We start from the raw sequence: 12,672 nt of genomic DNA, 5'->3' as shown, positions 1-12,672 counted from the left end.
ATAAATAGCCATAACAAAAATATAAAATCATAGTTTTTAGAGATAAATTATATACTTGCTGATTTTTAAGAGGATTTTTGATGTATTCAAGACGCACTCCCCTTGTTGCTGCTTTATTAACTGCTGCAACGGCTCCTTTAGCTTGGTCTGCTTTTGCACAAGACGACGTGACAACCTTACCTGAAGTTAAAGTACAAGCAACCACAACGAATGATGATGATTATGCGCCGACTAAAACCACGGTCGGCGGCAAAGTACCCATGTTATTGCGGGATGTGCCACAGTCAGTCACTGTGATTAATAAAGCCGTTATGGAAGCACAAGGGGCGACAGATTTAACAGAGGCTCTGCGGAATGTACCGGGAATTACTTTATCCGCAGGTGAGGGGGGAGTCATTGGGGATAATATCAATTTACGCGGCTTTTCGGCGCGTACTGATATATTTTTAGACGGATTTCGTGACCGTTCTCAAGTTTCCAGAGAAACCTTTTTTTTAGAAGCGGTCGAGGTGTTAAAAGGGCCTTCATCTATGCAATTTGGACGGGGTTCTACAGGTGGGGTTATTAATCAAGTTAGCAAAGTGGCAAATCTAACATCAAGTAATGAATTTGGCGTTAGTATTGGCACAGATGACTATTACCGTACTACATTAGACATTAATCAAGCCATTTCTCCTACGGCTGCCTTTCGTATTGCAGGCTTAGCACATAGCAATAACTCCACGCGCGATATTACCGAATCGGAACGATTTGGCATTGCACCCTCTATCCGCTTTGGGATTGGTACACCCACAGAATTAACTATTTCCTCTGTTCATCAACGGCGTAGCGATATTCCAGATTATGGTTTTCCATTAATTAACGGTACACCCATTGATGTATCAACCAATAATTTTTATGGCTTGACTGATGATAACTATGACCAAGATAGCGATATTCTCTCGGTTCGTTTAGAGCATCAATTGTCCACAACCTTTCAAATTCGTAGCCAAATTCAATACAACAGCTCGCGTATTGATGCATCACCCACTCCTGTTTCAATTGCAAATTCTGCCAGCGTAACAGCAGCTACACCGTTAGAAGATGTCACCATTACCCGTAGTCGTCGTGACCGCGAAATTGATGATTCTTCCCTTTATAACCAAACTGATTTAATCGCCCGATTTGAAACGGCAGGAATGCGTCATACAGTGACCACAGGTGTTGAAGTTGGGCGCGATAATTATGAAAATCAGGGTTATACATGGACAGGATTACCCTCCACCAATGCGGCCAATCCTTTTTATCAGTCCACACCTGATACAGCGACACGGACTTTAGGCACATACACGGATAGTGAAGGCGATACCTTTGCTCTGTATCTAAATGACCAACTAGAATTAACCAAAGAATGGAAAGTAACCGCTGGGTTACGGTGGGACCGTTATGCGGTGGATAGCTTAAGTCGCACCGCAGCAGGGGTGGACACACAACGGTCGCGGACTGATAAGATGACCAGTGGACGCATTGGCGTTATTTATCAACCATCTGATTTTCAATCCTATTATGCCTCATACGGTACTTCATTCAATCCTTCTGCTGAAGCAATGACATTGAGCGATGCAAACAAAAATCTAGACCCTGAAAAAAACCGCTCTATGGAATTGGGCGGTAAATTAGATTTACTCGACGGTGGCTTGTCCTTAAACGGTGCATTATTCCGTGTTGATAAGACCAACGCACGCACGACAGACCCGCTCAACAGTGATTTACAAATTTTAGATGGTGAAAACCGCGTACAAGGCTTTGAATTAGGCGTAACAGGACGTATTACCGCTAACTGGCAAGTTTTCTCGGGTTACACCTTCTTAGACAGTGAAATTACCAAATCCAATGATGTGCAAAGTAACGTCCCCATACAAGGTAAAAAGTTACAAAACACGCCAAAACATACCGCTTCTTTATGGACAACCTACCGCTTTCTGGGCGATTGGGAAGCGGGTGGCGGTTTGATTTACTCAGCCGACCGTTTTGTGAATAACGCCAACACAGCAACGATTGATGGCTATACCCGTTTTGATGCGACCTTAGCGTATCATCAGCCAGAATATGACATTCGTTTTAATCTGCAAAATCTAACAGATGAAGAATACTTTGAAACCGCTTCATCAGGGCGGGCTGTGCCTGTGGAAGGCAGAACGGGTATTTTAAGCGTCTCATATCGTTTCTAACTGAACTGACGACAAAAATGTAAACCGCTTTCCATCTTGTAAACGGTGGAAAGCATTTTATAAATCTCATTACTATCTATTTCACTTACCATTATGCTGTTATCTATCCCAACAGTTCTCACCGCAGAACAGGTGCAATACTGTCGAGAACGCCTTGCTATCACAGGTTGGATTGACGGACGCGTTACGGCGGGCTATCAAGGCTATCATGTTAAAAATAATCACCAACTTCCTGAAAACTCCCCCATCGCGCAAGAGCTTGGCGAATTAGTGCTTGCGGCAATTGAGCGCAATCCTCTGTTTATCAGTGCTGCATTGCCATTACGTGTTTATCCACCCATGTTTAACTGTTATACCGAAGGCATGTATTTTGGCAACCACATCGACAATGCTGTACGCCTACTGCCTCATAATGCACTAAAAATTCGCACTGACGTATCGGCTACCTTATTTCTGGCAAACCCCGATGAATACGAGGGTGGTGAGTTACTCATAGAAGATACTTATGGTGTAAACGCGGTAAAACTTGCGGCAGGAGATATGGTTGTTTACCCATCAACCAGTTTACACCGTGTTGCTACAGTCACCCGTGGCGCACGCATTGCCTCATTTTTTTGGATTCAAAGCATGATACGTGATGATGCACAACGTGCGATGTTGTTCGACATGGATACGGCTATTCAACGCCTAAACCAAACGAATAGCGATGAAACCGCTCGGGTACAACTCACGGGCTGTTATCACAATCTTTTAAGAATGTGGGCAGATGTATAACACAACACCATTATTTTTTGCAAAAGCATAAACCATATTGTTTAAAACGGTGGTATCCATACTACTTTTGCAACAGGGTTACTAGTCTAGTTTTTTAATTTATTCCTATTTATAAAGGCAATTTTCATGCGATTAAAATTTAATGCGCGTACATGGCATGCTTGGTTATCTATCGTCTTAGCAATCCCTTTTCTCATCGTCGCCCTCAGTGCCATTTTTATCTATCACGGACAAGCCCTTGGTTTTCGGGACATCATGATAAATGTTGGTTGGCTACCTGCTTATCGTGAAGCCCCACGCGACGACCCACAAGCAGATATACGCATTTTTATTCCTGTTGCAGATGGCGCATGGATAGGCACACGCGGCGGTTTAGTTCGTCAAATAGGCGACACGGTGCAATTGATTCCTGCGTTTGCAGGGCAAGAAATACGTGCATTACTACCACTAGCGGAAAAAATCATCGTTTTAACCCAACAAGGCTTATGGATAGAACAAGTAGGCGAGTGGAAACGCATTAGTCCACGCGGTTTTATTCTCAATGCGTTTGTTGCAAATAATCAACTTTATCTCGCTTTACGTGGTAAAGCCTTACAAACCAGCCAAGATGAAGGGAAGAATTGGACAGCGGTAAAAGAATTTAGCCCCATACTTGCCAAACTTCCGCCTAGCGAAAACCAAAGCGGTGAAATTAGCGTTGCACGGTTTATTCGTGATTTACACACAGGTAGTGCGATTGTAGGACATGATGCAGAATGGGTATGGGGAGATGTGATTGCCGCGATTTTTCTATTTTTAATTGGCACAGGTTTTTATTTATGGTGGCGCGGACAATTACGCCGCTTATTATCAAAACGACAAGGATAAACAACGGGTAGTGATAAAACCGTCAAGCTGAAAACGGTTTCCCCTATTTAACACTACCAACGCATTTGTTGGTAACAGAACCGCTGAATCAGGATTAACCATATTATTCACAAACATCCTGATTCAGATAATTAATCCATTAATAGGCTGAAGCCTCATACTCAGCCGCATATAAACATTGCATCGAACCTGCATTCTGCGCCATCGTATAAAAATGTTGCCATGTCATATAGTTTTCTGTATCAACAGGATACGGGTTTGCACTGGCTTTTAGCCCACTGTGTGCGGCTTGGCGGGCAGCTAAAATAATCTGTCTTTTTTCAATAAGGTCTTCATTCATATTTATTTACTCCGCTAACTGGCTAGGAATTTGCCGTTTTTTACCTTTATCATCCAACGCCACAAAGATAAAATTACCTTCCGTCACTTTCACAACTTGATTATCTTTAAGTCGTCTAACCCATGTTTCTATATGCACTGTAATGGACGTATTGCCCGTGCGTAAGGTATGACAATAACAACTCACCTCATCCCCGACATAAACAGGTAAGTGGAAACTCATGGCTTCTATTCCAACCGTTGCAACCCGTCCTTTTGCATGTTGAAACGCATAATTTCCGCCTGCAATGTCCATCTGCGCGAGTAACCAACCACCGAAAACATCACCGTTATAATTCGTGTCGGCAGGCATCGCGATAGTCCGAAAATTTAACGCATCGTTTGCAGGAGGTGTGTTTTGCGGTTGATTCATGTTAATACTCTACTGGTAGTTATAGTAAACGCACTATGAAATGATATGAAGGATTAGCCGTCCTGTCAGGACTGCTAAGCTTAAATTTAAATCACTTTAATGGCTTGTTTGCTATCATTTTTAAAAAATTAAGTAAACAAACAACACCACTTTAAGCGGTAGTATCTGTATTACCTTTGCTAACGTGGCATCATCCAAACACCAGCCAATTGTTCTAACGGTTTAGGTTCGGCAACATGGTAGCCCTGCGCGAAATCCACGCCAATTTCCCGCAATTTGCTTAAAACGCCCTCGTTTTCAACAAATTCTGCAATCGTTTGAAATCCCATGATATGCGCTATGTGATTGATAGAGGCAACTAGTGCGTAATCAATTTCTTCTTTTGCAATGTCTTTAACAAATGCACCATCAATTTTTAAATAATCGACATGTAATTCTTTAAAATAGGAAAAAGAAGACAAACCTCGACCAAAATCATCTACAGAAAAATAACAACCCATGGCATGTAAAGCATGGATAAATTGCGCAGACTTAGCAATATTCGCAATTAATATCGATTCCCCTACTTCAAAGCATAGAATATTGGGCGGGATTTGGTGTTTACTCATCAGTTCGGCAACCAATTTTAAAAAATCCTCATCACCAACAGCCGTTACAGATAAATTCACCATACACAGATGTATCGGATGTTTACCTTGACGGATATAATCACCTAACCACGCCAATGTGTTACGCACAACCCAACGGTCAATTAAGGGCATAATGTTGTAACGTTCTGCCGCAGGAATAAAAGCACCCGGTGGAATTAAGCGATTATTATTGTCTAATAAACTAACGAAAATTTCATAATAACCTGTATTATCATCTAATTCTTTACGTAACGGACACAGTGATTGAAAGAGTAAACGTAACCGATCAGCTTGTAAGGCGTGTTCAATCCGATGTAACCATTGCACAGGCTCAGGCTGCTCTTTCCCTTGTAAGTCATCTTGTTGAAAAACATGAATTCGATTACGTCCTGTATCTTTTGCGATGTAACAAGCGGTATCAGCAGCGGCTTGTAAGCTCGCTAGGGTTTCCCCATTCCCTGTTAGTTCCACCAATCCAATACTGACCCCAACGCCAAAATTTTGATTATTCCAGATAAAGCGAAACTTTTGCACTGCTTCGCGCAACTGTTCTGCAACATTTTCTGCCTGCTCTATCCCGCAATTTTGAAACAAAACGCCAAATTCATCCCCGCCCAATCGTGCAAGGGTGTCCGTACCGCGTACACGGGTTTTAAATAACGCCGTGATTTGTCGTAGCAATTCATCTCCAGCAACGTGTCCACAGGTATCATTAACAATTTTAAAGTTATCTAAGTCCATATAGCATAAAACATGACGCGCGCGCTCTTGTTCGGAGTTTTCTAACAAATAGTGTAGGCGTTGTTCGAATTCTGTGCGGTTGACTAGTCCTGTTAATGCATCGTGTTTGGCTTGATACGAAAGTTGTTGGGCAAGTTTGCGGCTTTTAGTAACATCATGAAATACAACAACCATCCCCATCATCACGCCTTGTTGATTGCGAATAGGCGCGACGGAATCTTCTAGTGCGACTTCATGTCCATCACGACGGATGAGGATGGCATGATTCGTTTTGCTGGTAATATTATTTTGATTTAGGCGTTGGGCAGGTGTTTGTAGGCTATTACGTGTAATTTCATCAATAAGGTGGTAAACAAGGCTAATATTTTGTCCGACAACTTCGTTTTGTTCCCACCCTGTCAAGGTTTCCGCAACGGGATTTAAATAGGTAATTTTGCCTGTAGAATCGGTTGTAATAACGGCATCGCCTATAGAAGCAAGCGTTGTTTGTGCTAATTCTTTTTCAGCGGAAAGTTGTTCTTCCATCCGTTTGCGCTCGGTAATATCACGTATCAATGTCGTGTATATAACTTCGCGTTGTAACCAGCTTTGTGTAACGGTGAGTTCTACCATAAAGACAGTTTGGTCTTGACGTTTGGCGGTAATTTCTCTTTTTGAACCAACAGGCAACGTCATTTCGTAAACATTGGTTAAAAAATGCGGGTCTTCACGTAACCATAAGATAGCAACAGAACGCCCGATAATGGTATTTGCTGAATAACCAAAGAGTTGTTCCGCACCCGTGTTAAAGCTGGTGATAACTCCATTGCGATTAAAAGTAACAACACCATCGCGTATATCATTAATAATCAAACGTAATTGCGCTGTTGCTTTGTCTAGGGCTGTCATCACACGGTTATATTGACGGGCAATTTGTCCAACCTCAGTAAACGGTTCTGCGGGTACATGATTACCAACATAACCTTTTTTTTCATGAGATTGCATGATAGTTAAAAGGTCGATTAAATCTGTTTTTGCCCCATGTTCTGATAGATTTAAGCCTTTTTCTTCATCTTCAAAACTCACACGGAGGGGAAAAAACCGATTAAGCGTGCTTAGAAAAAAGTAAGCACTACCAAATGACCAAAGTGCGCAGACGAGTATGCCCAAGAGTTGGATGCTAATTTGTTCAAAGCGACTTAGCCCTGTATCGAGAATGCTTAAGTCACCCAATATTCCAACGGCGAGCGTTCCCCAAATACCTGCTGCTAAATGTGTTGGTACAGCACCAACCGCATCGTCAATTTTTAAACGGAGTAATAAATTGTCGGCCAGTAGAAAGACTATACCGCCAACAGCACCAATCAACACTGCATCAGCAATGCTAACAGCGTGACAGCCTGCGGTAATGGCCACCAATCCTGCTAACATGCCATTAATGAGGTGGCTCACTTCTGCATAACCATCCCGATACCAGCCAATTGCGGATGTAGTGAGCGAACCTGCAATCCCACTCAGCAGTGTATTGGCAATAATAGCAGGCACTGCATCATTTAAAGCCAGTGTGCTACCGCCATTAAATCCAAACCAACCAAAGAGTAATAAACAGAGTCCAAGCATAGAAAGGGGGAGATTTGAACCATTGACACGACTGACTTGCCCATTGAGAAAACGCCCTGTGCGCGCGCCAATCACTAATAATGCAGCAAGGGAAACCCAGCCACCAACGCTATGTACAACACTAGAACCCGCAAAATCGATAAACCCGCGTGCTTGTAACCAGCCTTGTGTTCCTAGTAATGCGCCCCCCCATGCCCAATGTCCAAACAATGGGTAAATAAGCCCAGAACTAAAGGCCGTTACAAAGAGGTAAGCCACTAAGCGAAAACGTTCGGCCACCGCGCCTGATAAGATGGTGGTTGCTGTCGCGCAGAACATGACTTCAAAAATAAAAAAAGTGGTTGTCCATGCGCTTTCTGTTTGTACGGCAAGAAAAAAATGACTATTGCCAACCCAACCGTAAAAACTTGTTCCAAACATCAGGGCAAAGCCAAACATCCAGTATAAAATCACGGCAATGGAAAAATCGGCAAGATTTTTAAAAGCAACATTAATGGTGTTTTTGCTGCGCGTCAGTCCTGATTCTAGGCATAGAAAACCCGCTTGCATCAAGAACACTAAAAACGCGCTTACGCAAACCCATAACATATTAAGATATAAGTGTATATTGTCCACAGCTATTTTTACGAGTGACTTTCTAGGGGAAAATTATTCATTATCTACGCCAAAAAGCGGGGGTCATTAAAACCAATAACGGGAAAATTTCTAACCGACCTAATAACATGGCAAAGCTAAGAATCCATAAGCCTGTATCGCTGATACTGGTGTAAATAAAGACAACTTTACCCAAGCCCGGACCCGCCATATTAAAACAGGAGGCAACAGCAGAAAATGCCGTGACCATTTCTACACCTGTAGCCATGAGTAAAAAGGAAAGGATGACATAACTGGCGATAAACCACAGAGTAAACTCCCAAACTGTTTGCAACACACTATCAGGCACTGATTTTCCGTCCAATTTAATGGTAAAAATAGCACTCGGATGTATCATGCGCATTAATCCACGCATTGCTTGTTTGTAGATAATAATGAGGCGAATAACACGAAATCCCCCGGCCGTTGAACCGACACATCCGCCAATAAAGGTGCTAAGTATAATAAGTGCAGGTACAAACAAGGGCCATTGACTAAAATCATCGGTTAAAAACCCTGTGGTTGTCATAATAGAAACCAATTGAAAACTGGCATATCTTAAGCTGGTTAAAAAATCGGGATATATTTCTTTTAACCAAAGGGTTATCGTAATAATACCCGTTAAAACAATCACGATATAAAAAAAGACTCGGGTTTGAATATCCCGCCAATAACGTTTTAAGTCCATTTGTACCCATGACATGTAATGCAGGGTAAAACTAAGGCTACCCAGTAGCATAAAAAAGATAGCAATCACTTCAAGTAATGGGCTATGAAAGTATTTAAGACTGTCATCATGAGTGGAAAATCCGCCTGTAGAAACTGTCGAGTAACTATGACCAACCGCATCAAATAATGACATTCCCCCCGCCCAAAAAGCCAAGGTACAGGCGAGCGTGATAATGCAGTAGGTTAAAAGAAACCGCCAAACGGTATGTTGTAACCGAGGGGTGATTTTATCATCGTGCAACGGTCCCGGTGTTTCTGCGCGATAAAGTTGCATTCCCCCAATCCCTAACATGGGCAACACCGCAACCGCGAACACGATAACCCCTAAGCCTCCAATCCATTGCAGTTGTTGGCGATAATAAAGAATGGACTGTGGGAGATAATCTAAACCTAAAATAACCGTTGCGCCCGTCGTAGTAAAACCAGAAACCGCTTCAAATACCGCTTGTGCAATATCTAAGCGGGGCGAGATTAAAAAAGGGACAGCACTGACAATACTCAAGACTATCCAAAATAGCGAAGTAATAATAAAGCCATCATGGAGATACAATTCTTTTTTAACATGGCGCACTGGTAACCAACTAATAATGCCTAATGCCAACATAACTACAAACGAAATCGTAAAAGCGTGCAAACTGTCATCGCCATACCACAGCGATACGAACATGGGCGGAATAAGGGTGACGCTAAACGCCATCAACAATAAGCCGAGAATGCGTTGAATAAGAGAATATTGCATGGGATACAGTAAGACTCGTGGGAGAGAAAAATGGTTTGAACTGTTGTGATAAAGAAGTTTTATGCTTTACAGTGGGGTTATTGTATTGATTTGTGCATTTAACTTACAACACTGTCAGGACGGATTCACTCGTATAATGTGCTTACCTATTATAAATGAGGCGAATAACGTTACATTTATTGGCTAAGAATGCGTTTTAAATAAATAATTGCTAAGCACCGCTATAAGCCTATAGGTTAGCAGGTCTAGTCCAGTGTTGTTTACGAGATAAGAGAATGAATATTTGGGCAGTGAATAAGACAGAAGACATTAAAAAACTATTAATTATGTTGACCAGCCAATTAGGCAAAGAAGCATTTGATATTAGTGAGCGTTGGCAAACAGATTTATCAGCGGTTGGATTATGTAAACGGGGTGATCCAAGTTTAGTCGCGTATATTTACACACATGGGCAAGAACCTGATAAATATGGCGTACATTTACTTTTTCCAGAATTACCCGATGTAAATACACGCGGCATTATCGATGCAAAAGAAAATGTAACATTTGAACAATTACTTGATATTGTAGCGATTCATCTGGATATTGTTGTTTGAGTAAAGATTGAAAAGATTGTCTGAATCAGGATTTTCAGAATTACCAAAATTAAAAACAATTAAAAGAAAATTGTTTAATTAATCTTTTTAATTCTGAAAATTCTGGTAATTCTGAAAATCCTGATTCAGACAATCTTTAAATAAAAAAAGCGCGACAGGTTCGCGCTTTTTTTTAAGATAGGCTTAAAAACTACAATGTTAAGAATACATCATAAATTTCTAAGGGGTCATATTTGGTTGTAACAGCACTATCATCCGAATTCTTAAGGGCCTGAACACTACCCGTATCAGGTACTGTATCATCCGCACGAGTTTCTAGAATTTGCGCGATTTTACCGGGAATAACAGCAAATCCTACATACATACCTGTAATATTCGCTGGTTTTGTTGATGCAACAGTTGGGTCACTAGAAACGCCAATTTTTCCCCCGTAAGGATTTGTTGGCTGTTCAAAAGAATTGAGGTCTGAAGGACTGACCGCACCCGGTACTAATCCTGCGTTACGTAAATGTAACCAAAACAATCTTGACTCATCTGTATCTGTGGTGCTTTTAAACTGTCCTTCAATAATTCCATTTCCACTGCCGATAACTGTACCAGAAGCACTAGCGAAAGCAGGAAAACGTATATTCGCTTTTGCATCATCTCCCGGTAATGCCCTATATCTATCCTGATAACTAAAGATTGCCGCAGAAATACCATTGAATGAATTTTCTATATTCACAACCCGCGCATTAGTGATAATTTCTTGTCCTTTCAGTACACCACCAATCAGCAAGCCAATAATTACTAAAACAATTGCTATTTCAACCAATGTAAAGCCAGACTGTTGCCGTTTCATTATTAAAACCTCAATTTTATCAATTAGGCAATGATAAACGATATTACTATAAAATCGTTACTGTTCATTGCTTACGCCTATTTTTTTTCTTTGGATTTTTATTTCTAACTCATGCAATTCATGCTGAAAAAACTGAACATCAGCGGGTTCTACCAATTCATGTTGTGCAAATAACCGCTCAATCACTGTATATGCTTTTTCCCATTCCCCCATGTCTTCTAAAATGAAGACCTCCATTTCTCGCGTCCATTGTGGCGTATTAACATCAACATAACGTGAAATAGCTTGGGCATACTTAAGCGCGAGCGGCAATTCTTTTAAACGATGTTTCGCTATTACCGTTACGTATGCCAACCAACGCCAACGCTGAGCAGGATTTACAAAAAACTGCGTATAAACAAATTCTAGCATTCTTCGCTGTTTGTGTGGGTCTGCAACATCCGTGTATAGATGACTAGCGGAAAAGAGCGGATAACTGGCAGAAGCATCTAAGTCCAGAATAATCGTCAACCATGCAAGTAAGGTGTCATAATTGAGAGATTGATTTACCAAAAACCGCCCTTTTTGCGCGTTAAAACTTTGTAACCAGAGCATCAACAATTTAGCGGTGACGATTTCATCGCCAAAACTGCTTATTTTTAATAGATTTATATCTGGTGGTTGAGGTAATGCTTGCGGCGTAAAACTGGCGGCAGGGCGGAAGGCATAAGAGAATTGCAACAACACACTAACAAATAACAGCACAATAACAAATGGCGGTACTGCATTCAGCGGGCGAACAAGCTGTTTCATAAGTTTTTTCGGTATAAATCAAACAAACTAGCCATGACTAAAAGGAAAACATAAATCAGTGTTTGTTCTAATAATAGAAGAAATTGCATCAATGTGCCTGTGTGGTAAATAAGCCATGCGGATTGAGTGAATTTTTCTAAATCAGGCAGTAATAACGCTAATAACTGGATAAATCCGCGAACAAATTGGTCATTAAAAGTGTCTGCACTATATAAAACGCCTAAACTCATTATTTGCAAGGTATTAATGCTACGAGCGAGTAAATAAAAGGCAAGTACCGCACTAAAGGCTTGCACCGTGTTGTTGAAACTCAGCACAAATAACAGCGAAACAGTGCTGATTATCAGTAGTTCGCAAAATAATGACCCTGTCCAAAAAATAACTTGTTGGTAATCCGCATAAAATAAAAGAAGCATTCCAAATAATAACGCAGTAATACAAGCGGTTAAACAAAAGCCAAGAAACTTACCTAAAAAATAATGTGTACGTGATAATGGTAAAGACAAGAACAAACTGATGCTATGGTCATTAAATTCACGCACCATACTAGTAATGACAAACAAACTTAATAAATACACTGCACTCAAACGAAAAAATGCCGCTAAAATACTGCTTTGATTCGCCTCTGTTTCTATTAAAGTAATTTGTCCTAAAAATAAAGTTATTCCTAAGCCTATGCTAAACAGCAATAAAATGACGATAAAAAATCGCGTCCGTAAAGCCTCAATCAGGACATAATAAGCCAGTGTTAATATCGGTGAGCGCATGTTA

Annotated in this window: 11 protein-coding genes; 4 read left to right on the top strand and 7 right to left on the bottom strand. The window is 41.1% G+C overall.

Annotated elements, in window-relative coordinates; translation table 11 throughout:
* Nucleotides 1-80 precede the first annotated feature (80 nt).
* The 3 genes from AL038_RS00725 to AL038_RS00715 all read left to right on the top strand — a co-directional run bounded on the left by AL038_RS00725 (nt 81) and on the right by AL038_RS00715 (nt 3,851).
* Nucleotides 81-2,210, top strand: a complete 2,130-nt coding sequence (locus tag AL038_RS00725) for a TonB-dependent receptor (protein WP_062147561.1) — start codon at nt 81-83, stop codon at nt 2,208-2,210.
* Between the two features lie 93 nt (nt 2,211-2,303).
* Nucleotides 2,304-2,984, top strand: coding sequence for a Fe2+-dependent dioxygenase (locus tag AL038_RS00720; RefSeq protein ID WP_062147559.1), 681 nt, complete (start codon nt 2,304-2,306; stop codon nt 2,982-2,984).
* A 126-nt stretch (nt 2,985-3,110) separates the two neighbouring features.
* Entirely contained in the window at nt 3,111-3,851 is a 741-nt protein-coding gene (locus AL038_RS00715; protein ID WP_062147556.1) for a PepSY domain-containing protein, read from the top strand.
* Between the two features lie 139 nt (nt 3,852-3,990).
* On the opposite strand, the gene AL038_RS00710 is transcribed toward AL038_RS00715, so the two are convergent.
* The 4 genes from AL038_RS00710 to AL038_RS00695 all read right to left on the bottom strand — a co-directional run bounded on the left by AL038_RS00710 (nt 3,991) and on the right by AL038_RS00695 (nt 9,672).
* Entirely contained in the window at nt 3,991-4,191 is a 201-nt protein-coding gene (locus AL038_RS00710) for a hypothetical protein (RefSeq protein WP_062147553.1), read from the bottom strand.
* 6 nt (nt 4,192-4,197) lie between these two features.
* On the bottom strand, nt 4,198-4,602 hold the full coding sequence (locus AL038_RS00705; protein ID WP_062147550.1) for an acyl-CoA thioesterase: 405 nt from the start codon (nt 4,600-4,602) through the stop codon (nt 4,198-4,200).
* A gap of 179 nt (nt 4,603-4,781) precedes the next feature.
* Entirely contained in the window at nt 4,782-8,159 is a 3,378-nt protein-coding gene (gene amt / locus AL038_RS00700) for an ammonium transporter (protein ID WP_062147547.1), read from the bottom strand.
* Nucleotides 8,160-8,226: 67 nt separating this feature from the next.
* Nucleotides 8,227-9,672, bottom strand: a complete 1,446-nt coding sequence (locus AL038_RS00695; protein WP_062147543.1) for a TrkH family potassium uptake protein — start codon at nt 9,670-9,672, stop codon at nt 8,227-8,229.
* Nucleotides 9,673-9,947: 275 nt separating this feature from the next.
* On the opposite strand from AL038_RS00695, the gene AL038_RS00690 reads away from it, so the two are divergent.
* Nucleotides 9,948-10,268, top strand: coding sequence for a hypothetical protein (locus tag AL038_RS00690; protein ID WP_062147540.1), 321 nt, complete (start codon nt 9,948-9,950; stop codon nt 10,266-10,268).
* A 190-nt stretch (nt 10,269-10,458) separates the two neighbouring features.
* Here the strand turns inward: AL038_RS00690 and AL038_RS00685 are convergent, their stop codons facing one another.
* From AL038_RS00685 to AL038_RS00675, 3 genes are read right to left on the bottom strand one after another with little or no spacing between them, the layout of a single operon-like run.
* The gene (locus tag AL038_RS00685; RefSeq protein ID WP_062147536.1) at nt 10,459-11,109 is read right to left on the bottom strand and encodes a type II secretion system protein; all 651 of its coding nucleotides are present in this window, start codon (nt 11,107-11,109) and stop codon (nt 10,459-10,461) included.
* Nucleotides 11,110-11,166: 57 nt separating this feature from the next.
* A complete protein-coding gene (locus tag AL038_RS00680) occupies nt 11,167-11,901 on the bottom strand; it encodes a hypothetical protein (protein WP_062147534.1) in 735 nt (244 codons plus the stop codon).
* Nucleotides 11,898-12,668 carry an ABC transporter permease gene (locus tag AL038_RS00675; RefSeq protein WP_062147531.1) on the bottom strand — a complete coding sequence of 257 codons (771 nt, stop codon included), beginning with the start codon at nt 12,666-12,668 and terminating at the stop codon, nt 11,898-11,900. Before AL038_RS00675 ends, AL038_RS00680 begins: the two co-directional genes overlap by 4 nt.
* Between the last annotated feature and the right edge of the window lie 4 nt (nt 12,669-12,672).

This window comes from Beggiatoa leptomitoformis (assembly GCF_001305575.3).
GTDB lineage: Bacteria > Pseudomonadota > Gammaproteobacteria > Beggiatoales > Beggiatoaceae > Beggiatoa > Beggiatoa leptomitoformis.
Note: the sequence above shows the minus strand (reverse complement) of the source record. Positions and strands in the feature narration are given on the sequence as shown.